The sequence below is a fragment of the Vibrio profundi genome (genome assembly GCF_043642225.1).
Classification (GTDB): Bacteria; Pseudomonadota; Gammaproteobacteria; order Enterobacterales; family Vibrionaceae; genus Vibrio; species Vibrio profundi_A.
Genome location: NZ_JBHZSF010000003.1, coordinates 252,546 through 274,603 on the forward strand (window position 1 = coordinate 252,546; position 22,058 = coordinate 274,603).

Below are 22,058 nucleotides of genomic sequence, written 5' to 3' on the forward strand. Positions count from 1 at the left end.
TGTCATTTGGTTGGAATTTGGGATGGAACGGGTAAGGAATATGCAATAAGGGGAATTAAAAAAGCCACAGAAAGAATCTGTGGCTTTTGAGGGAGTTACCGCTTTAGTAGCGTAATTATTTGGTTGTGTCCCTTAGCTTCAACTTGCTAGGAACATAGACTCGTAAAGGGATCGTGCGGCCATCTCTTGGTTTCTCTAGCAATAAGTTAACCCCTTGAATCCCCATCATCTCTGAGTGAATTCTTACTGTCGATAGAGAAGGAAAGGTGAACTTAGCCGTTGGAATATCGTTAACACTGATCAGTGCGATATCGTTTGGAATGTTAAGTCCGTGCTCGTGAATGGCACGTAAAACGCCAATCGCAATTGAATCTGAGGCAATGAATAATGCCTTAGGGTAGTCACCCGTTGCGAGCATTTCTTTAGCCAGCTTGTAACCTGATGAACTCGAAAAGTCGCCACGGTAAATGTCTTGCTCACTCACGACTTGCTTTAATTGTCCATATTCAGCAAATGCGACTTCGCGAATGTCTGGTGTATCGACGTCATCTTGCCCGCCAATAAACCCAATGCGTTGGTAGCCTTGCTCTACGAAGAAGTTGGTGATTTCTTTGCTGATGCGCGCGAGGTCGATATCGACTGAATCGTAAGGCTGGTTATGGTCGGTAAAGTCTACGTAACAGATGTTGTCGGTCAGCTTTTTCGCCTGCTCTAACACTTCTGGCGTTGTGCGGCCGACTAGCAAAATACCACTCACATGGTTTTTCTCTAAAGATATTTTGCTTTCATAACAGCTAGTTAATTCAACTTTGAGCTTGTCACATTGTGTTTCAATGCCATGTCGAATCGATAGGTAATACGGGTCGTTAACCTCGGCATCTTGCTTATAGTTGTATAGCGCAAGAAAGTGGTGATGTTGTTTTTTGTTTGATACCGCTTTACGAGAACTACTGGTTTTGTATTCGAGCTTTTCAGCAATTTCAAAGATACGCCTTTTCGTTTCTTCCTTAACGCTTAGGGTCGGATCATCATTGAGTACCCGTGAAACGGTTGCGAGTGATACACCTGCTTCAGTTGCTATATCTTTTAACGTTGCCATTTTTACATCCTGTTATTTGGTGCTAAAAATTCACGCATCTTATAAATGCGTTGTTACACCTAAAGTTTTTATGCATCTATTGTAATCAAACTGAACATGATTGCATTAACTTTTAGTAAAATTTCTCGAATTAATCAGCATGTTTTATTAATTACATTTCAATAATTTAAATCCTTTTAATTCAATAAGTTAGTTTTAGATTGTATTTGTGTTGTGATTGATATTTATACAGCAAGTGTTGGTGAGTTTTGTGTAAACGTTTACACAATGAGGGATCGATCACAGATCATTTTAAGATTTGGTTGCTACAATTTCACGTATTGAAGGCATTGTTGCCTTGGTATCTGAGACTAAGAGAGGCGTATAGTGAAAGTTCTGGTAACGGGCGGAATGGGTTATATCGGAAGCCATACTTGTGTGCAGATGATGCAAGCCGGAATGGAACCGATCATCGTAGATAACTTATGTAACAGCAAAGAAGCAGTACTGCAGCGCATCGAAGCTCTGACTGGTGAAAAGCCCACTTTTTATTTCGGTGACATTCGCGATGAAGCTTTTCTCGATACGGTTTTCTCTCATCACGATATTCAAGCGGTGATTCATTTTGCAGGCTTGAAAGCCGTTGGCGAATCGGTCGCTAAGCCTTTGGAGTATTACGATAATAACGTTAATGGCTCTCTGGTTTTGGCTCGTTCTATGCGTAAAGCCGGAGTGAAAAGCATTGTCTTTAGCTCGTCAGCGACCGTGTACGGCGACCCTGAAACTGTTCCAATTACTGAAGACTCCCCAACTGGCGCTACCACTAATCCATACGGCCGAAGTAAGTACATGGTCGAGCAATGTTATTCCGATCTATTTGCGGCTGAAGGCGATTGGAGCATCACATTATTACGCTATTTCAACCCGGTTGGCGCTCACCCTTCAGGCACGATGGGCGAAGATCCACAAGGTATTCCAAATAACCTGATGCCGTTTATTGCTCAGGTGGCTGTTGGTCGCCGAGATAAGTTAGCTGTCTTTGGAAACGATTACCCAACACCGGATGGAACGGGAGTTCGCGATTACATCCATGTTATGGATTTAGCCGATGGTCACGTTGCTGCTTTGCAAGCGGTTGGAGAAAAAGCAGGTTTGCACATTTACAACTTAGGTACAGGTAAAGGTTCAAGTGTACTTGAGATGGTCGAAGCGTTTGCCAACGCCTGCGATAAGCCAGTTCCTTATGAAATTTGCCCACGTCGCCCGGGTGATATTTCGGAATGCTGGGCGAGTACAGCCAAAGCCGAGCAAGATTTAGGTTGGAAAGCGACGCGTTCTGTCGCGGATATGACGGCAGATACATGGAACTGGCAATCAAATAACCCCCAAGGCTATTCCCCTACGTAATTGGAGCCGCAGCGTTGTTAGCAGCGCTTACCAATTCCAATCACATAGAAGATCTATGCTCATGGACATTGGAAAGCTTGCTGCCTAGCTGCAACTTCAATTTCTTTGGTGAATGCAGATGAAGAAAGAGACCTGATATCTCGTTCCTCGATACTGAAATGATGAACTCAAATGCCATTCCCTAAAGCGAGGAATGAGCGTGATAGGCAATTTCCTTGTAGAAGAATTATTTGTCTTGGTGAATTGACCAAGGTACACAATTTAAGAGTAATGTAAGTATGTCAAAAGTTGAATTTAACCCAGTTGACCACCCTCACCGTCGTTACAACCCACTGACCGGCCAGTGGATTTTGGTTTCCCCGCATCGTGCTAAACGTCCATGGAGTGGCCAAGATGAGAAGCCATCCACCGAGCAACTGCCTGCGTACGACAAAGAGTGTTTTTTGTGTCCGACTAACACTCGCATCTCGGGTGATGAAAACCCAGATTACGAGGGTACTTACGTATTCAGTAACGATTTCGCGGCGTTGATGCCAGATTCGCCTGATGCGCCAGAATCCGATAATCCGCTATTTAAAACACAAGGTGTTAGAGGGCTAAGCCGCGTTATCTGCTTCTCACCGGATCACAGCAAAACTTTACCAGAGCTGCCCGTTAATAAAATTCGTGGCGTGATTGATACTTGGAATGAACAAATTGAAGAGCTAGGTAAAGACTACCTGTGGGTTCAAGCGTTTGAAAACAAAGGCGAGACCATGGGCTGCTCTCAGCCTCACCCACATGGCCAAATCTGGGCGAACAGCTTTTTACCAAACGAGATTGAGCGAAAAGAGAAGCTGTTAAAAGAGTACTTCGCGCAACAAGGTTCGAATCTTCTTGTTGATTATGTAGAAGCAGAAATGAAAGACGGCTCTCGCACTGTGGTTGAAACTGAGCATTGGATTGCCGTCGTGCCTTACTGGGCGGCATGGCCGTTCGAAACCATGTTGCTACCTAAAACGCATATTCGCCGCATGAGCGAATTAACTGACGAGCAGCGTGATGATTTAGCGGTCGCGATTAAGAAGCTAACCAGCCGTTACGACAACCTGTTCCAATGCTCTTTCCCTTACTCGATGGGTTGGCATTATGCCCCATTCTTTGAAGAAGGCACGGATATCGATCATTGGCAATTACACGCTTTGTTCTATCCACCATTGCTGCGAAGCGCTTCGGTACGTAAGTTCATGGTCGGCTACGAAATGCTCGCAGAATCGCAACGTGATCTAACGGCAGAGCAAGCTGCACAACGTCTGCGTGATTTGAGTGACGTTCATTACAAAGAGCAGTAATCGCAAAGAATTAAAGTGGTGCCATAAAGGGGCCATAACTAATTGAACAAAGAGTTTAAGCAGAGAGTTTACTTATGTCTGATCTAATCCAAAACGTGAAAACATCTTTTGAGCAAGTCCTTGGTTACCAAGCGACTCACATCGTTCAAGCACCAGGTCGTGTGAACCTCATTGGTGAACATACCGATTACAATGATGGTTTTGTCTTACCGTGTGCCATTAACTACCAAACTGTAGTCGCAGCAGCCAAGCGTGAAGACAACATGGTACGCGTCGTGTCGGTCGACTACGGCAATGCCGCCGATGAATTCGATTTGACCGAAGAGATCACCTTTCAAGAAGACAAGATGTGGGCGAACTACATTCGTGGCGTAGTGAAATGCCTAAAAGGTCGTGGTTTTGAATTTACCGGAGCGGATATCTCTGTCACAGGTAATGTACCTCAAGGGGCGGGATTAAGTTCTTCAGCTGCACTTGAAGTGGTTATTGGCCAAACTTTTAAGGTGCTATATAACCTTGAGATATCGCAAGCGGAGATAGCGTTAAATGGTCAACAAGCGGAAAACGAATTTGTTGGCTGTAACTGCGGCATTATGGATCAAATGGTGTCTGCTGAAGGTCGAGAAAGTCACGCGATGCTTTTGGATTGCCGTAGTCTTGAAACTCAGGCGGTATCAATGCCTGAAGATATGTCCGTGGTGATCATTAACTCAAACAAGAAGCGTGGGTTAGTCGACAGCGAATACAATACGCGTCGTGAACAGTGTGAAGAAGCGGCTCGTATTTTTGGTGTGCCTGCTTTACGTGATGTAACGATAGAAGAGTTTAATGCAAAAGTTACAGAGCTAGATGAAATGGTGGCGAAGCGTGCTCGCCATGTTATTACAGAAAACGACCGTACAATCAAAGCGGCTCAAGCGTTGCGTAATCATGACATGAAGCGCATGGGAGAGTTGATGGCTGAGTCTCATGTTTCTATGCGTGACGATTTCGAAATTACTGTTCCAGAGATTGATGCGCTTGTAGAAATGGTTCAACAAGTCATTGGCCATGAAGGCGGAGTTCGAATGACTGGCGGCGGTTTTGGTGGCTGTATTGTGGCCTTGGTAAAACCGGATAGAGTCGCTGCAGTAACGGAAGTGGTAGAGTCTAAATACCATGCTGAGACAGGCTTGCATGCATCCATTTATGTTTGCCAAGCCAAAGATGGTGCGGGCCTGGTCAAGTAGCCACGATTTAAATGGAGGGAGGGCCGTTGTGCTTTCCCTCTTCGTTATGCTGTTGAATAAGAGTGAAGTGGGACAAGGCGATATATGTCTGAAGATACGCGAGTTTCAAATTTGGCTGAGTCGATGACTCGTGATATGGCTGCAGATGGTCACGCAGCAAATGTTGTTGTGCTAAGAAATAGTCACGGCATGACAGCGACTTTTATGGATATAGGGGCAACTTGGTTAAGTTGCACGTTACCGATCAATGGCGATGCTCGTGAAGTCTTGCTTGGGGTGTCAAATCTTAAAGACTTCTACGCTCAGCAATCTTATATGGGTACGACGGTAGGGCGATACGCGAATCGAATCGCGCAAGGTCAGTTTGAAATTGATGGCGTTCACTTTCAGGCCTCCACCAATCAAGCGGGAAATGCGCTTCATGGAGGGACGGAAGGGTTTGATAAGCGACGTTGGGATCTTGTCGAGCAAACCAAACAAACCGTCGTTTTCTGCTTAGAATCTCCGGATGGAGACCAAGGATTCCCTGGAAATTTGAGTGTGTCGGTTCGGTATGAATTGAATGAAGACAACCAAGTCTCTATTCACTACTTTGCTAAAACGGATAAGTCGACCATAGTGAACCTAACTAACCATGCCTACTTTAATTTATTAGGGGCAAATGACGGTTTTGATTGTTTAGGGCACACTGTGAGCGTCAATAGTCAGCAATATCTGCCGACGAATGAAGTGGGGATTCCATTGGGGGCGCTACATTCGGTTGTCGATACCAGTTTCGATTTAACGGAGCCGACGGTTATCGGTGAGCAACTGTTGACTCATCCGCAGCAAAGAGTGGCAAAAGGGTACGATCACTCATTTTTATTAAATGAGCAATGCAAGCAAGGTGCTTGTGCTGCTAAGGTAAGCACACCTGATGGTAGCGTTACCTTACAAGTTTTTTCTAGCAAGCCTGCTATGCAGCTCTATACTGGTAATTGGTTAGCGGGAACACCGAATCGAACCAAAGGAAGTTACCAAGATTATGCGGGCTTAGCTTTGGAAACCCAGTTCTTACCAGACTCACCTAACCATCCGGAGTGGAGGCAAGAAAGTTGTATTCTGACACCTAGTCAAGAATACGCGTATACCACTTGCTATCAGTTTGAATTTTCGGGGGATTCTTCGAACTAATTCTGCTTCGAGCTCAAATTGGTCAAGCTAATTGTGGTTACAATTAGTTGTGAGGCTGATAAGAAAAGCCCCAACAGATCTTTATGTTGGGGCTTTCTTTTATCTGCTATTTGAGCAAATCTCATATTTGAGTTGCTCTTGCCGTTACACCTTATCTTTCATCCATTCCATCACGAAATCTGTAAACGCGGTGAGCTTTGTACTTTGACGTAACTGCTGAGGGTACAAAATATACACACTGCTTTTCGAGATAAAATAATCGCCGAGCACTTGAACGAGCTTTCCCGACTTAAGGGCGGGCTCAACCAAATAGCAGGGCATTTTAATCACGCCTTTTCCTTGTTCAGCGGCTTTCAACAGTAAGAAGTTATCGTTGATCAAGGTGTCCCCTTGTGTCTCGATGGTAATGCTTTTGTTCCCATCAAAAAACTGCCATGTATTGAGGTTTGGGTCACACATGCAGTTGTGGTGTTGCAATTCATCCGGGTGCTGAGGTGTGCCTCTATATGCCAAGTAATCAGGAGAAGCGCAGCAAATGTGTTGATACGGCATAAGCTTCTTGGCCACCATATTTTCAGGTGGGTTAGATGTGGCTCGAATGGCTAAGTCAAAATGGCTTTTGGCGAGATCTTCTCGGTTATAGCCAACATCTAAATCAAATTCTATGTCGGGGTACTTCTTTTGAAAATCTCGACATATATCGACGAGGAATCGGTGGCTAAAAATAGTCGGAGCGGTGATTCTTAGTAACCCGTTTACTTCACTTTTGGTGTGGTCTAACTCTTTTTCCATCTGAACAATCGACTCATTAATGGATTGCATTTTGGCTAGGATCTTTTCACCAGCGGGGGTCAGGCGAACACTGCGAGTCGAGCGGATCAGTAAACTGGTTGCGAGCTCTTTTTCGAGTTGATTGATCTGTGAAGAAAGGTAACTGCGAGAGATCGATAAATTGTCGGCTGCTTTTGAAAAACTCAGCTGCTTGGCGACTTCGCCGAATAAAGCATAGCGCTCAAATCGTTTGTGCATCTTATGCATAAAGGGGGCTCATAAAAATCAACGTTACTTCGTTATCGTTCAGTATAGGAAATTAAAGAATTGTTATTGTACTCTATATCGAATTATCTTTTCTTGTTTTCGGGTTTAATCAGCTTACTGGTGGTGCGTATACTGGCATCAGAAACGTAAACGGCTAGGTATTTAGCGGATACAAAAATAGGGGATTACCGTGCAAGAACAACATTCAGTATTTTCACCTTTGATTCAAGGTTATTGGCGCATGGCCGAATGGGGGATGACGACTCAGCAACAGTTGTCTTTTCTGAAGCAACACATTGAGCTAGGAGTGACCACGGTTGATCATGCCCCCGTTTATGGTGGCAATGCCTGTGAGCGTATGTTTGGTGAAGCTTTGGCATTAGATCCTACGGTGCGTGACCAAATTAAAATTGTGTCGAAGTGCGGTATCTACCCAGAGCAGACAAGCACAACGAACCCGCGCGTGTCACATTACAATAGTAGTAAAGACGCGATTCTAACTTCTGTGGACGAGTCTTTATCACGCTTGCAAGTTGAGCGTCTCGATGTGCTGCTACTGCATCGCCCTGACTTACTTATGGATGCAGATGCAGCAGCAGAAGCGTTTGCAACTTTGAAAGCGCAAGGCAAAGTTGAGCACTTTGGTGTGTCCAACTTTACGCCAGCTCAGTTCGAGTTACTTCAATCTCGTTTAGACACGCCACTGGTCACCAACCAAGTCGAGATCAACCCAGTTAACCTACAAGTTACCGAAGATGGCACACTGGATCAGCTGCAGCAAGCTCGTGTCACACCTATGGCATGGTCTTGTTTAGCGGGTGGACGCATTTTCAGTGAAGATAGCGAACAGATGTTACGTTTACGTCAAACCTTGGCTGGGGTTGGCGAAGAGATAGGCGCAACGTCGATTGACCAAGTTATTTTTGCTTGGGTAAGAAAGCTGCCATCGAACCCTGTTCCTATTTTGGGGAGCGGAAATATCGAGCGAGTACAAACTGCGGTAGCTGCGTTGGAGTTAACACTGACTCAAGAGCAGTGGTATCGAATTTGGGTTGCGTCGAAAGGTCATGGCGTTGCCTAACCTGAATTAAAACTGAAAATGGCATTACCCCGTGGTAATGCCATTTTTGTACGCAGATTTGCGTAACCTTGGGAGCAAGTAACGCCCTTCAGTGCTTGGTTAGACTTTTTCTACTGAATTTCGACGCACTAGAGTCGGCGAGAACTTCATCGTGTCGCTCGTGAGTGACTCTTGTTTAGCCCGGCTAATCGCTAATCGCGTGGCCTTTTCAGCCATCATCTGGATTGGGTAGCGAATTGTGGTCAGTTTAGGGTGGACGTAGCGAGCGATTAACCCATCATCGAACCCCACAATCGACATCTTTTCCGGCGCTTGAATGCCATTTTCATCCAGTACTGACAACGCACTGGCTGCCATATAATCGTTATAAGCAACAATTCCGGTGATAGGTAAAGACTTGGTCAGTAAGTTCGTCATCGCGTATTCGCCACCTTCGTTGCTTGGCTCTGCGTATTCAATATAGCTAGGCGATAACTCGATATTATGATCGTTAAGTGCCGCTAGGTAGCCTTCGACTCGTTGTTCCGCATCTTCAATTTCGTGAGACGAGGCAATGCAGGCAATATTGGTATGGCCGTGGCGGATGAGGTATTCCGTCGCTAGGTAAGCGCCTTTATGGTTGTCCAAGAATATACAGCGATCTTCTATTTCTTGAATGTGGCGATTGATAACCACTAAACCTTTCACTTCTTTGGCATAACCAATCAACTCTTGATCCGATAACCCTTTGGAGTGGATAACAAGCGCATCACAACGGCTATTGATCAATAACTCAATCGCTTGTCGTTCTTCTTCCTGATTGTGATAACCATTGCCAACCAAGATGTGCTTGCCATTCTCACGAGCCACATTGTCGACCGCTTTTACCAAGGTACCAAAGAAAGGGTCGGACACATCGCCGACCAAGACGCCAACGGTATTGGTACTTTGGCTGACTAATGCTCGAGCATTCGCGTTGGGACGGTAGCCTAATTTTGACATTGCTTTGGTGACAGACTCAATCGAGTTTGCACTTGCCTTTGGTGATTTATTGATCACTCGGGACACCGTTGCGACAGAGACTCCTGCCTCGCGGGCGACATCTTTGATAGTTGCCATGGTTAACCTCTAAACTGAACTTTGTTCATTAAACACTGGCTGTGTAACTAAGGCAATCATCCTCTTATTTTACTTCCAGTTTTGAGATCTTTACCGCTTGTAATTAATGACCTTAATGGTAGTGTAAACGTTACTTATTTTTACTAAATTTTACTTAACTTTGCTGTTTGAATAATTGAGAGGAAAGAATGGATACAATTGCTTACGGTGACTTCGCGAAATTAGACATTCGTGTCGGGAAAATCAAAGAAGTAACTCGACATGAAAATGCTGATAAGTTGTACATTGTTCAAATTGATGTAGGCGATAAAAGTCTACAGACAGTGACAAGCTTAGTGCCTTATTACACTGAAGAAGAACTGATGGGGAAACAGGTGGTGGTCTTGTGTAATCTCGCGAAGGCAAAGATGCGTGGTGAGACGTCTGAGTGTATGTTGCTGTGCGCAGAAACTGATGATGAATCTGAAAGTGTGCTGCTGACACCAGAACGTTTGATGCCAGCAGGCGTTAAAATCGTTTAATTTGCTGTGCGAACGCGAGACACCAACTGATCAATAAGCGGTTGATGATGCTGAGCAACGCCCGCTAAATTCCCATATTTAGGCTGGTGGCGATCATCTTCGAAAGGGTGATGCCAGCCTTGTGTGTGCTCAATAAAGTGTCTCGCAAAGTTTTCAGATACTTCCAAACATCCAGCTAGTACTGTATCGACATAAGTTTGCATGATTGGGCTATTGGTACACGGAGCTTCAGGCTCATCTTTCACGTAGACCCAGATAGAATGGGCGGTGTTAAATGGAATGTCAGATTCAATATCATCCGCGGTAATTTGAATTCGGTGATAGCCTTTTTCACGACGATCAAACTCCGCCAATGCTAGCTCATCAATTTCTAGCAGTACTCCATTGACCTGACCATTACCTTGATTGACCACAAGTGGTGACAACACATAACTGTCGTCGATTTTTCCCCAGTGGCGCACTAAGCCATGAGCAATGACTGGAATGGCTTGCCCTGTTTGTCCGGTTAGCTGCCTCGATGCCGAATTGATTAAACTTCCGTACCCAAAAATATACATAACACCCCTTGTCATACTGGCTAAAATCATAGTGTGAACACCCCATTATTACGCGTTGATGGGGCGGACTACAATCGCCAGTTTGAGTCTGTTGCTACCTATTGTGTCATATTGACAGCTTCTAGTTTGTCATATTGACTCTATTTTGAAAGGTGAACTTGGCTTTTTCATTGATATATAAGACTTTTTATTGTTGGCTCGGAACATGCATTGTTAGTAACCATGATGTTCTAAGTGATGAGCAATGTGAAAGACATCACTGATTCAATGAATAGTATTTGGAGTGGGTTTGTTAAATATCACTGATAAAAGCGTTGAAGATAAAATTCCTGCGTATCTGCGTTTAGGGTTCCGTCCGTTTTTCTTTTTAGGCAGTGCTTACGCCATAATTGCCATCGTAGCTTGGGTTTGGATGTTCCAAAATGGTCAGCCAAGTGCATTGCAAGTCCCAGCATTGTGGTGGCATGTTCATGAAATGCTGTTTGGGTTCTCAATGGCCATCGTGGTTGGTTTTGTATTAACGGCGGTACAGACTTGGACTGGCGTCAATGGGACAAAGCATTATCGGCTTGCGGCATTAGTAGCTTTATGGCTCGCTCCGAGAGTTTTATTCTGGACGCCTGCACCGTTATGGCTTATCTCATCCATAGAGGCGATCTTCTTAATGTTTGCCGCTTACGAAATTGGTTTTCGCGTCGTCAAAGCGAAAGGCTGGAAGAACCTGTTCTTTGTGCCTCTTTTTGTTTTGGCCGTGGTCGCGAACTTCGCGAGTTATGCCGCCATTAAAGGGATGCCACCTTTCCCGGCGTCTGCAGTGTGGCAAGCCATGTTGTGGTGGTTTACCTTATTGCTATCAGTAATGGGTGGGCGAGTTATTCCATTCTTCACGGCTCGTAAGTTTAACTTTGAGAAAGCGCAACCACTTCCAGCTTTAGAGTGGGCAGCCAACTTAATGCTAGTTGGGCTGTTTGTCTTGAGCTTCTTCCCACTTACGTTCAGCCAATTTGGTCAGCCAATGATGGTGCTCGCGGGCATCTTCCAATTGGTGAAGTTTGTTCGTTGGAAACCTTGGTTAACGCTTTCTGAACCATTAGTGTGGGCGCTTCATACTGCTTACGTTTGTATCCCTTTAAGCTTATTGCTGAGAGGCTTGCTCGATAACCCATTTGCCAACCACAACATGTTGCACCTATTCGCTATTGGCGCTTTAGGTGGATTGATCTTAGCGATGATTGCACGCGTGACCATGGGGCACACCGGAAGAGCGATTTATAAAGGGCCGAACATGGCGCTACCATTTTTCGCGATTTTGTTAGCGGCATTGGTGCGCAGTGTAGGTGTGGCTTTCTTCCCAAGCTATTTTATCGAAATGGTTAATATCAGTGCTGCGCTGTGGGTGTTCGCATTTGTGATGTTCATGAGACATTTCGCCATGATGCTACTCACACCTCGGGTTGATGGTCATCCAGGTTAATCGATAGAGAAGGGAAGCAGGTGCTTCCCTTTTTTTTCGGTGATTAATGGATGCACTCACGGACTTTAGCGATAAGGTCTTCTTTCACATAAGGGGCAATGAAACTCGCTTCGATGGCATTGATACTAAATTGCGCGAGCTCTTGATGTGATAAAGAGTGCGCTTGTGCAACGGCGGCGAAGTTATCATTCATATATCCACCAAAGTAGGCTGGGTCGTCTGAATTGATGGTCACACATAAGCCTTTTCTAAGTAGTTCTACAATATTGTGTTGCTGCATGGTTTCAAATACTTTGAGTTTCGTGTTTGAAAGCGGGCACACGGTCAGTGGAATCCGCTTCGCAGCCAGTTCTTGGACAAGTGCTTCATCTTCAGAGCACCTCACCCCATGATCGATACGGGTGATGCTTAACATCTCTAAGGCGTCACTGATGTTTTGAGCTGAACCTTCTTCACCAGCGTGCGCGACCGTTAAAAAACCATGTTCAATGGCTTCTTGAAAAACGTGCTTAAATTTTTCTGGAGGATTTCCTTGTTCAGAAGAATCTAAACCGACGGCAATGATTTTATCTTTGAAAGGTAGAGCTTGCTTTAATGTTTCAAAGGCGGCCCCTTCATCAAGGTGACGTAAAAAACACATGATGAGTTGGCTACTAATACCTAACTCGTGGTCGGCTTTTTGTAATGCTCGAGTGATACCGTTAACTACGGTTTCGAATTTTATGCCTCGCTCGGTATGAGTTTGTGGATCGAAAAAGATTTCGGTGTGGACCACATTGTCTTGTTGGCATTTAAGAATATATGCCCAAGTTAGGTCAAAAAAATCTTGTTCATGGATCAGCACTTCTGCACCCTGATAATAAATATCTAAGAAAGACTGAAGATTATGAAATTGGTACGCGTCTCTTACTTCTTGTGGGGTTTTAAATGGAATGGAGACGTTATTACGCTTTGCCAGTTCGAACATAAGCTCAGGCTCTAGCGTTCCTTCAATATGCAGATGCAGCTCAACTTTCGGTAGATTTTCAATAAAGCTATCCATAGCAACTCCTTAGCTATTTTTGTTATTGGGAGTAGGGTTGTTCGTCTTACTTTCACAAGGGTTAAGTTGTGATAAATAGGTATACCTATCAGCATAGTTCATCTGACTTTTTTTGATAAAAATCGAACGAATACGGAGACTTAATCAAAAGGTAATCCACTACATCACCTTATTGAGGGATTTTCGTGGTTTTGTAGTGTGATCCGCTGCAAATATTTGCAGCAATATCTATGGAATTGTGCTCTAATACCGCGCTTACCAAGGGATGGTGTTAAAGATGCTCAGCTTAGATGGAGTTATCAAAGTTGACCGATCCCTTAATGATCTCCCTTAGGAAATGAAGAACATGTCTAAGAACAAAAAATTTGATGTCCGCCTTTCAGAAAAACGCAATGGCTGGTGTGCAGAAATCACTCGTCAAGTGACATCTCGCTCTACAAAAGTGTCTAAGCGTGAAACGGGTTTTGAAACTGAAGCTCAAGCGAAAGAGTGGGCAGAGAAAGAACTGGTTTCTTTCGTACAAAACCAAGCTGAGCGTAACGAACGTAAAGCTGAACAGCGTAAAGAGCGTGATGAATTACGTCATGCAAAAGAGCTAAAAGCAGAGCAAGCCCGTGAAGCACGCGCAAAAGCTCGCGCAGCGGATGAGTTTGACGCTGAATAATCGCATCAATAGCATTAAAAGAAAGCCCTGATTAGTCAGGGCTTTTTTGTATTTGAAAGGTTTGTCTCAATTAGCGGTTTGAGCGATTAGTTATTGAGTTCTGTTAGCCAATCAATGTCCGCTACTTCTTCAATATAGCTCTCAACACTCTGCTCTACGTCGTCATCATCTTGCTTGAAGTAGGCGATATGAAATACAGCATCTCCCTCATTAACTAAAGGCAGAGTTTGTTGGCCAATGACGATTCCGCCTTTCGCCGTTTTCATTTCAATCTCTTGATGGCCAAGAGGTGAACTGATGTAGGCAATGGTTTGTCCTGCTTCGACCTTTTCTCCTAAGCGCACCATATTTCTTACGATGCCGTCTGCTTCCGCTCGAATCCAGCTGGTGGATCGACAAATCACCGGAAGAGGAAGCTTCTTACGATTAGCACGCAGCATACCGATTTCTTTCATTACTTGATGAACGCCAAGATAACCCGCGCGTATAGCCAAATGATCAAATCGTAATGCTTCCCCACCTTCATAAGTTAAAACGGGAATGCCCAGTTTTTCTGCTTCGCTGCGAAGTGAGCCGTCACGTAGGGCAGAATCGATAATCACAGGTGTCGCAAACGCATTCGCGATACGTAATGTTTCTGGGTTCGACAGATTGGCTCGAATTTGTGGCAAGTTCGTTCTGTGAATCGCACCTGTGTGTAAATCCAATATGTAGTCGCACTGCTTCACGACATTTTCGAAAAAGGTATACGCAATACGCGATGTTAATGAGCCTTTTTCACTACCGGGGAAGCAACGGTTAAGGTCGCGACGATCTGGCAAATAGCGAGATTTATGTATAAACCCAAATACGTTCACAATCGGTACCACAATCAGCGTACCTTTCAGCTTTTTAGGATCGATCGCGTTGGTGATCTGCCTAGCGATCTCTACTCCGTTTAATTCATCCCCGTGGATGGCGGCGTTGACCATTAAGGTTGGGCCAGGTTGGCGTCCATGGATTATTTCTATTGGGATAGAAAGCGGTGAATGAGTATAAAGTTGTGCCGCTTTTAGTTCTATGTCTAGCCTTTGTCCTGACTGCACTGTGTAGCCAAGTAACTCAAACGGTTGATTAGGTTTAATTCTTGCCATGGTTGATCTCTAACTAAAGTCTTGCAAATGAAGATGCAGCCAATGTTCAGATAGGCAGTTCGTGACTGTGGCTAACTAAGATTGAGCAGCCTGCGAAATGTATCAATCGATTATTTTTAGACCTAATCAATTTATTTCTTGTGACGATAACGCATTTTTATGGTGGCTATATTGTGGGAAGCGTGAGTGACAGAGTTGTTGAAGGTTGGAGTGCTTTCTGTGTGAAACATTAAGTGGGTGAATAGGTATGACTGGTGTAGTGGTAAGTTGGGTGAATGTGATTTCTCATTTATGAGAACTTGATTTTCCCATGACATTTTCATGATTGACACTATGCAATTTGGCGCTAATATCCCGCGCCAATTCGACATTGTTCGAAATTAGATACTAGGTTCGATTTTAATTATTAGAGGTCATCATGAAAAAAACTATCGCTAAGATTGTCGCGTTATCCGTTGCCGCTATGGCGCTGTCAGGTTGTGTCGGTAGCAATGCCGTTACCGGTTACCTAATGAAGTTCAACTTGAAAGCTGTCGATAACCGTTATGCTCGTGGTGGTCTTAACATTCTTCTAGCGCCAGCGTACGGTCTTACCGTGGCAGCGGACTACTTAGTATTTAACTCATTAGAGTTTTGGACGGGCAGTAACCCATTAACAGGTGCACCGCATATCTTCGATTCAAAAGTCGACACTATGCTCGATATTAATGACCAATTAGATAAGTCATTAACGGAAGCGCCTGTTGGTCCAATCACCCAAGTTGATATGATCGATAAAGGTCAAATGCAGCAAATTGATGAAAACACGATTCAAATGGACATTACTTACCAATCTGGTGAGCGTGCGACGTTGATCGGTGTTCGTGATGGTGAAATGGTTACGTATTTCATTGATGGTGAAGTGGTTGCTCAAACTTCAATGGAAGAGCTTGAAAGATATGCGGCTACTCGTGCATAACCCGGCGAGCTAAAGAGGCTTTAAGCCACCTAAATAATCAGACCTAATAAAAACAGGCACTCAATGAGTGCCTGTTTTCTTATTAGAACAATTTGTAGCTAGAAAGGTTATGCCTTTTCAGGGATAGCTTCTAGTAATGCGACCATTTGGTTCCAGAACAGCTCTACAGTGTCGATCTTCACTTTCTCGTCAGGCGAGTGAGGGAATTTGATCGTAGGGCCAAAAGAAACCATATCCATATTCGGGTACGGTTCTTTGAATAAGCCACACTCTAGACCAGCATGAATAACCATGATGTTTGGCTTGTGTCCGTAGATGCCTTCATACATGTCACGGAAGATGTGCATGATTTCAGAATCTGCATCTGGCTTCCAACCTGGGTAAGCGCCTGAAAATTCTATGTTTGCGCCTGCAAGTTCAGCAACGGAGTGAAGCATGCTCTCAACTTGAGAACGACCAGAATCGATCAGTGAACGAATTAGGCACAGTACAGTAATTGTATTTTCTTCTGTAGTAATTACACCAACGTTCAAAGATGTCTCAACAACACCTTCAATTTCGTCGCTCATGCGAATCACGCCGTTTGGACATGCGTTCAAGGCTGCGATGAAGCGCGCTTGCTCTGCCTGAGCCATTACGCCTTGCTCGGCCGTCACTTCTTCGTTGAACGTAACGATGCTGTCTTCAATTTTGCCAAGCTCAGTAGAAAGAAGCTCAGTATAGAAGTTATATAGAGAAGCTAGCTTTTCTTGATTCTCTGCAGGTACTGCGACAGTAACGAAACCTTCGCGTGGAATGGCATTACGTAAGCTACCACCTTTGAATTCAATCAAACGTAGATCAAGCTCTTGTGCGTGACCTGCAAGGAAACGAGCAAGTAGCTTGTTTGCATTTGCGCGACCCGTATGGATATCACAACCAGAGTGACCACCTTTAAGGCCTTTTAACGTTAGCTTACGAGTAACGTAGCCAGCTGGAATTGCGTCGCGAGTGATGTTGAATGTCATTGCGCCGTCAATGCCGCCAGCACAACCCATGTAAACTTCACCTTCTTGCTCTGAATCTGTGTTTAAAAGGATATCGCCTTCTAACCAACCCGCTTCAAGGCCAAAAGCTCCGGTCATGCCTGCTTCTTCATCGACAGTCAGTAGAACTTCTAGTGGACCGTGTTTGATTTCATTTGATGCGAGTACTGCTAAGCAAGAAGCCATACCCATACCGTTATCGGCACCCAAAGTTGTACCTTTCGCAGTTACCCATTCGCCGTCAATATAAGGTTGAATAGGATCTTTGGTAAAGTCATGAACCGTGTCTTCGTTCTTTTGAGGAACCATATCGATGTGTGCTTGTAGCACAACACCTTTTTTGTTCTCCATTCCCGGTGTTGCAGGCTTTTCAATGAAAACGTTACCCGTTGGATCGCGGCGAACATCTAAACCTTGCTCTTTAGCCCAAGAAATAATGTACTGAGCTAATGCTTCTTCATGCTTTGAAGGGTGTGGGATAGAGCAAATTTTATCGAAAAACTGCCAAAGTGGAGCAGGGGATAAGTTGCTAATTTCAGAATGGAATTCAGACACGGATGACTCCTGTTGTGTTTAATAGCCATATCATTGGCGAATTCATTACCCATTATTAGAGTAATGAACTACATATGAAGATCTAACTTTGTGGGCGACAGCATATCATTACCGCGGTGGGACGAGTAGGGATTCTCTAGGGGAAATGTTTCAATTTTTGAAAGCACCTCGCATCAGAACTAAAGAGAAAGACACCGAGTAATCGTTTGCTTGCATAAAAACCACCTACCAAGCGTTTTTTATTGTCATTTTTGTAATTAACTTTCAGTTTTGGTGTGTGTTTTGAGTATTTTTTAATTTATTTGTGATGCGCATCAAATAAAACTTGTAATCTTTTTTCGTGGTAGGTATATTAACACCAACTTCAGAGAGAAGAGTAAATGCTCAAAGGATGAGTCCGTTTTATCGCCTCCATGGAACTGAGAAATCAAAATTGTATTTAATTGATTTAATAAGGTGATAGTTATGAAAGGTTTACCATCTGCAATGTTCTGGCTTAACAACTCTGTTTACACTGGCAACTTTGCATACCCAACAAGCTTTGGTTACTAAGACCAAGTGCATGTGACTTGAACGTTATGTTCACCCCTATATATTGGAATTTTTTTACAACCGTATTGGTTGAGTAATTCTACCGCCACTCAAATTGAGTGGCGTTTTTTTTGCCTGCAATAAATGTCGCCTACTTTTTAATCTCCGATTCGCAACTTTAATTGTTATTACTATTTCTGTTGAAGAATAGTGGGCTTTTACTACGCTTATCCGTTCTATTTCCCGGACTAATTACCTACTAATTTGCCTCGCGGTATAAAAAAACACCATGTAACTCACCTCGACTAAATCTCGTTTTGTTATTGATTTTATTTAAATTTTTAATGTTGAGTAGAAGGTTTTAATCGTGTGGTTTCATAGTGCTCTACAATTAATATCGATTAGAGCCTTAATTCTATCTGGAATTTGTTATTTGATAACTTTATAATCCGAGGCCAATCGATTACGCAACCGTTTACTTTTTACCCTTATAGGATTCGATTATGCTCGAAAGGCTATTCAAACTCAGTGAACATGGCACAAATGTGCGCACTGAAATCATTGCAGGTATGACTACATTCCTAACAATGGCTTACATCATTTTTGTAAACCCAGCGATGCTGTCTGATGCAGGAATGGATCATGGTGCTGTGTTTGTTGCAACGTGTTTAGCTGCGGCTATTGGTTGTTTCATTATGGGTTTCGTTGCGAATTACCCAATTGCTCAAGCTCCGGGTATGGGGTTAAACGCCTTCTTTACTTATGCCGTTGTTCTAGGCATGGGCCACACTTGGCAAGTTGCACTGGCTGCGGTATTTGTTTCTGGTGTGCTATTCATTTTATTAAGCGTGTTTAAGATCCGTGAATGGATCATCAACTCGATTCCTATGTCACTACGTACTGGTATCTCTGCTGGTATTGGCTTGTTCTTAGCTTTCATCGCGCTGAAGAATGCAGGCATCGTTGTAGATAACCCAGCAACACTAGTATCTATGGGGGCGATAACGTCAGTACCTGCAGTATTAGCGTCTATTGGTTTCTTCCTAACCATTGCTTTAGTTCATCGTGGTGTGAAAGGTGGCGTGATGATCGCTATCCTAGCGGTAACGGTTCTTGGCCTTATCTTTGGTGACGTTCAATACGGTGGCATCATTTCTGCTCCACCAAGTATTGCCCCAACTTTTATGCAGCTAGATTTCTCTGCTGTATTTGAAATCGGTATGATTTCAGTGGTATTTGCATTCTTGTTTGTTGACCTATTCGATACAGCCGGAACGCTGGTTGGTGTAGCTCAAAAAGCAGATCTTATTGGTAAAGATGGAAAAATCCCTCGCCTAAACAAAGCATTACTTGCTGACTCTACGGCTACAACTGTAGGTGCTATGTTAGGTACTTCAAACACAACTTCTTATATTGAGAGTGTTTCTGGTGTTTCTGCTGGTGGTCGCACTGGTTTGACAGCAGTTGTGGTTGGTATTTTCTTCTTACTTGCATTATTCTTCTCGCCATTAGCGGGTATGATTCCAGCATATGCGACAGCAGGTGCACTTTTCTATGTAGCAATTCTTATGCTATCTGGTCTGGTTAGCATTGACTGGCGTGATCTTACAGAAGCTGCGCCAGTTGTCGTGACGTGTCTATTGATGCCACTGACTTTCTCTATTGCAGAAGGTATTTCTTTAGGTTTCATTGCTTACGCGGCAATCAAACTAGCAAGTGGAAAAGGCCGTGACGTATCCATGAGTGTTTGGGTAATGGCTGCAATCTTTATTTTGAAATACGTTTTAACTGCTGCTTAATTCGTAAACCAACAAGCTTATAACTATTAGGTTTAAAAACTATGTCGACTAAATTCATTATCTCTTGGGACAACATGCAAACATATTGTCGCCAACTAGCTGAAAAACAAATGCCAGCTGAGCAGTGGAAAGGTATCTGGGCGGTAAGCCGCGGTGGTTTAGTACCAGGCGCTATCTTGGCGCGTGAGCTAGGTATTCGTTACGTTGATACTATTTGTATTTCAAGCTACGACCACGATCATCAGCGCGACATGACAGTAGTTAAAGCTCCTGAAGGTGACGGTGAAGGTTTCTTGATCGTTGAAGACTTAGTAGATAGTGGTGACACTGCACGTAAACTACGTGAAATGTACCCTAAAGCGAAGTTAATTGCTGTATGTGCTAAGCCATCTGGTGCTGATTTGCTAGACGACTACGTAGTCGATATTGCTCAAGACACATGGATTGAACAACCTTGGGATACAGGCATCAACTTCGTTGAGCCAATTAATCGCAAGCAAAAGTAAGCGTTAGCTATTATTTATTGAAAATGACCCTCCATCGGGTCATTTTTTTTTATATGATTAGGCAAACACCTAATCAAGAAAGCCCATGTCTGAAGAAACTAGTAAAAACCTTTCTGAAACTCTGTTCGTCAAACACAAACAAGCCAAAGAAACTTCGATGCTGACGCATTACATGCCGAGTTCAGAAGAGTTGCTTGACGAAAAGATGAAGCAAGATAACCATTCATGGTATCGAAATCTACGTCGATTCCAGTGGATATGGCAAGGTGTGGACCCCATTGAACAAGAAGCCGTCTTGGCTCGAATCGCATCCTCCACCAACTCTCGTACCACTGATGAGTGGTTAGATACCGTGATGGGTTATCGCACAGGAAACTGGGCGTATGAGTGGACCAGAGTGGGAATGCAGCATCAGAAAAAAGCCAATGATCTAAAAGGAGAGGATGCAGCGAATGAAATGTTTTCGGCATCTTTGTGTTTTAGTATCGCTGGCTACCCGCATTTAAAGAACGATAATCTTGCGATCCAAGCGCAAGTGCTTGCCAATGCTGCTTATGATGAGGCAACAAGGCTGACTGATTTTGTTATCAAACAAATAGAGGTGCCTTATAAAAATAAGAAGATTAGAGCGAACCTGCATTTATCGGATACCTCTAAACCTCAACCTGTGGTCATTGTGAGTGCTGGATTAGACAGTTTGCAAACCGATATGTGGCGTTTGTTTAGGGATTATCTTGCTCCTAAAGGCATTGCGATGATGACTGTTGATATGCCGTCGATAGGGCACAGTTCTCATTGGAACCTCACCGAAGATTCCTCTTGCCTCCATCAAGCCATTCTTGATGAACTACCACGTATTCCTTGGGTTGACCACTTTAAAGTTGGACTATTTGGCTTCCGCTTTGGCGGAAATGCAATGGTGCGCTTGTCCTTTTTAGAGCAAACTAAAGTGAAAGCATGTGTATCGTTAGGCGCTCCGATCCACGATGTATTGGCGAACCCTAATAAATTAAAAGCAATGCCAAAGATGTACTTAGATGTGCTTTCTTCTCGTTTAGGCAAAGCGCCCGTCGATATTCATAGCCTTTCAGGGCAAATGATGGCTTGGTCATTAAAAGTACAAGGATTGCTCTCTAACAGTAAAACGCAAGTACCCATTTTGGCATTGTCATTAGAGGGGGACCCGGTCTCTCCGGAAAGCGATAATCGGTTGGTGGCGCTGTTTAGTCAGTACGGTAAGGCTAAGAAAATTAGTGCAAAATCGATCAGCAAAGGTTATGAGCAATCCCTCGATTTGGCGATAAAGTGGCTTGAGGACGAATTATTTAGGTGACATTTCTCCTAAATTAGTTAAGCATGATATACGTATGCTATAAGTATATGATCCTTGGTAAAAAACATAACTACCGCCAAGGATAGTCATTCTTAACATTGAAACGGAGATTCAATATGTCAGAAGTGGCAAAAAATCCAACTCATTATCGTTTGTTGTCTGCGCTAAAGGCCATTGGGCCATATCTACGTGAACCTCAGTCTGAAGAAGGTCACTATCTTTTTGATTGCTTATCTGTATGTGTGAATGATAAAAAATCACCAGAAGAACGTGAGTTCTGGGGATGGTGGCTAGAACTTGACAAGTCGGAAGATGGATTTTCGGCGAAGTACAATGTGGGTAAATACAACTTAGCCGGCGATTGGGACTCTCAATCACTACCGAAAAAGGCGGTAGCAGAAGTAAACCGTACACAAGAAGCATTTCATCAGAAACTCGTCGACGTACTTTCTAGTCAGTTTGAACTTGACGTGACTCTGGATAAAGAGTCTGTTGAATTCGTCTGATTTCGACCCTAAAAGCTAG

20 protein-coding genes are annotated in these 22,058 nt (G+C 43.8%); 13 read left to right on the top strand and 7 right to left on the bottom strand.

Annotated elements, in window-relative coordinates; genetic code table 11:
- Positions 1 to 115: 115 nt before the first annotated feature.
- The gene (gene ebgR / locus ACHUFI_RS07700; RefSeq protein WP_394247842.1) at positions 116 to 1,099 is read right to left on the bottom strand and encodes a transcriptional regulator EbgR; all 984 of its coding nucleotides are present in this window, start codon (positions 1,097 to 1,099) and stop codon (positions 116 to 118) included.
- Between the two features lie 366 nt (positions 1,100 to 1,465).
- On the opposite strand from ebgR, the gene galE reads away from it, so the two are divergent.
- The 4 genes from galE (at position 1,466) to galM (ending at position 6,218) form a co-directional block, all read left to right on the top strand.
- Positions 1,466 to 2,485, top strand: a complete 1,020-nt coding sequence (gene galE, locus ACHUFI_RS07705) for a UDP-glucose 4-epimerase GalE (RefSeq protein WP_394247844.1) — start codon at positions 1,466 to 1,468, stop codon at positions 2,483 to 2,485.
- A 278-nt stretch (positions 2,486 to 2,763) separates the two neighbouring features.
- Entirely contained in the window at positions 2,764 to 3,816 is a 1,053-nt protein-coding gene (locus ACHUFI_RS07710; protein WP_394247846.1) for a UDP-glucose--hexose-1-phosphate uridylyltransferase, read from the top strand.
- Positions 3,817 to 3,890: 74 nt separating this feature from the next.
- The gene (gene galK / locus ACHUFI_RS07715) at positions 3,891 to 5,045 is read left to right on the top strand and encodes a galactokinase (RefSeq protein ID WP_394247848.1); all 1,155 of its coding nucleotides are present in this window, start codon (positions 3,891 to 3,893) and stop codon (positions 5,043 to 5,045) included.
- A gap of 84 nt (positions 5,046 to 5,129) precedes the next feature.
- On the top strand, positions 5,130 to 6,218 hold the full coding sequence (gene galM / locus ACHUFI_RS07720; protein WP_394247850.1) for a galactose-1-epimerase: 1,089 nt from the start codon (positions 5,130 to 5,132) through the stop codon (positions 6,216 to 6,218).
- 144 nt (positions 6,219 to 6,362) lie between these two features.
- On the opposite strand, the gene ACHUFI_RS07725 is transcribed toward galM, so the two are convergent.
- Entirely contained in the window at positions 6,363 to 7,256 is an 894-nt protein-coding gene (locus ACHUFI_RS07725) for a LysR family transcriptional regulator (RefSeq protein ID WP_394247852.1), read from the bottom strand.
- A 241-nt stretch (positions 7,257 to 7,497) separates the two neighbouring features.
- On the opposite strand from ACHUFI_RS07725, the gene ACHUFI_RS07730 reads away from it, so the two are divergent.
- Positions 7,498 to 8,337 carry an aldo/keto reductase gene (locus tag ACHUFI_RS07730; RefSeq protein ID WP_394248092.1) on the top strand — a complete coding sequence of 280 codons (840 nt, stop codon included), beginning with the start codon at positions 7,498 to 7,500 and terminating at the stop codon, positions 8,335 to 8,337.
- 99 nt (positions 8,338 to 8,436) lie between these two features.
- Here the strand turns inward: ACHUFI_RS07730 and ACHUFI_RS07735 are convergent, their stop codons facing one another.
- Positions 8,437 to 9,435: a substrate-binding domain-containing protein gene (locus tag ACHUFI_RS07735; RefSeq protein ID WP_394247854.1), complete on the bottom strand. Its 999-nt coding sequence runs from the start codon at positions 9,433 to 9,435 to the stop codon at positions 8,437 to 8,439.
- Between the two features lie 188 nt (positions 9,436 to 9,623).
- Between ACHUFI_RS07735 and ACHUFI_RS07740 the strand changes: the two genes are divergently transcribed.
- Positions 9,624 to 9,956 carry a tRNA-binding protein gene (locus ACHUFI_RS07740; protein ID WP_394247856.1) on the top strand — a complete coding sequence of 111 codons (333 nt, stop codon included), beginning with the start codon at positions 9,624 to 9,626 and terminating at the stop codon, positions 9,954 to 9,956.
- Here ACHUFI_RS07740 and ACHUFI_RS07745 read toward each other — a convergent pair.
- The gene (locus ACHUFI_RS07745) at positions 9,953 to 10,513 is read right to left on the bottom strand and encodes a gamma-glutamylcyclotransferase family protein (protein ID WP_394247858.1); all 561 of its coding nucleotides are present in this window, start codon (positions 10,511 to 10,513) and stop codon (positions 9,953 to 9,955) included. The genes ACHUFI_RS07740 and ACHUFI_RS07745 overlap by 4 nt on opposite strands.
- Before the next feature lie 289 nt (positions 10,514 to 10,802).
- On the opposite strand from ACHUFI_RS07745, the gene ACHUFI_RS07750 reads away from it, so the two are divergent.
- Positions 10,803 to 11,987: an NnrS family protein gene (locus ACHUFI_RS07750; protein ID WP_394247860.1), complete on the top strand. Its 1,185-nt coding sequence runs from the start codon at positions 10,803 to 10,805 to the stop codon at positions 11,985 to 11,987.
- A gap of 43 nt (positions 11,988 to 12,030) precedes the next feature.
- On the opposite strand, the gene ACHUFI_RS07755 is transcribed toward ACHUFI_RS07750, so the two are convergent.
- A complete protein-coding gene (locus tag ACHUFI_RS07755) occupies positions 12,031 to 13,029 on the bottom strand; it encodes an adenosine deaminase (protein WP_394247862.1) in 999 nt (332 codons plus the stop codon).
- A gap of 346 nt (positions 13,030 to 13,375) precedes the next feature.
- On the opposite strand from ACHUFI_RS07755, the gene ACHUFI_RS07760 reads away from it, so the two are divergent.
- Positions 13,376 to 13,693, top strand: coding sequence for a DUF3622 domain-containing protein (locus ACHUFI_RS07760; RefSeq protein ID WP_394247864.1), 318 nt, complete (start codon positions 13,376 to 13,378; stop codon positions 13,691 to 13,693).
- 86 nt (positions 13,694 to 13,779) lie between these two features.
- Here the strand turns inward: ACHUFI_RS07760 and ACHUFI_RS07765 are convergent, their stop codons facing one another.
- Complete coding sequence (locus tag ACHUFI_RS07765) at positions 13,780 to 14,826, bottom strand: succinylglutamate desuccinylase/aspartoacylase family protein (protein ID WP_394247866.1); 1,047 nt, start codon at positions 14,824 to 14,826, stop codon at positions 13,780 to 13,782.
- Between the two features lie 418 nt (positions 14,827 to 15,244).
- On the opposite strand from ACHUFI_RS07765, the gene ACHUFI_RS07770 reads away from it, so the two are divergent.
- Positions 15,245 to 15,784 (top strand): DUF3332 domain-containing protein, encoded by a 540-nt coding sequence (locus ACHUFI_RS07770; protein ID WP_394247868.1) that lies wholly within the window; start codon positions 15,245 to 15,247, stop codon positions 15,782 to 15,784.
- Between the two features lie 107 nt (positions 15,785 to 15,891).
- On the opposite strand, the gene ACHUFI_RS07775 is transcribed toward ACHUFI_RS07770, so the two are convergent.
- Complete coding sequence (locus ACHUFI_RS07775) at positions 15,892 to 17,364, bottom strand: aminoacyl-histidine dipeptidase (RefSeq protein WP_394247870.1); 1,473 nt, start codon at positions 17,362 to 17,364, stop codon at positions 15,892 to 15,894.
- Between the two features lie 1,034 nt (positions 17,365 to 18,398).
- Here ACHUFI_RS07775 and ACHUFI_RS07780 point away from each other — a divergent pair.
- The 4 genes from ACHUFI_RS07780 to crl all read left to right on the top strand — a co-directional run bounded on the left by ACHUFI_RS07780 (position 18,399) and on the right by crl (position 22,039).
- Complete coding sequence (locus ACHUFI_RS07780) at positions 18,399 to 19,694, top strand: NCS2 family permease (protein WP_394247872.1); 1,296 nt, start codon at positions 18,399 to 18,401, stop codon at positions 19,692 to 19,694.
- 41 nt (positions 19,695 to 19,735) lie between these two features.
- Positions 19,736 to 20,200 carry a xanthine phosphoribosyltransferase gene (gene gpt / locus ACHUFI_RS07785; RefSeq protein WP_394247874.1) on the top strand — a complete coding sequence of 155 codons (465 nt, stop codon included), beginning with the start codon at positions 19,736 to 19,738 and terminating at the stop codon, positions 20,198 to 20,200.
- 85 nt (positions 20,201 to 20,285) lie between these two features.
- Entirely contained in the window at positions 20,286 to 21,533 is a 1,248-nt protein-coding gene (gene frsA / locus ACHUFI_RS07790; protein ID WP_394247876.1) for an esterase FrsA, read from the top strand.
- Between the two features lie 116 nt (positions 21,534 to 21,649).
- Positions 21,650 to 22,039 carry a sigma factor-binding protein Crl gene (gene crl, locus ACHUFI_RS07795; protein ID WP_394247878.1) on the top strand — a complete coding sequence of 130 codons (390 nt, stop codon included), beginning with the start codon at positions 21,650 to 21,652 and terminating at the stop codon, positions 22,037 to 22,039.
- Positions 22,040 to 22,058 lie beyond the last annotated feature (19 nt).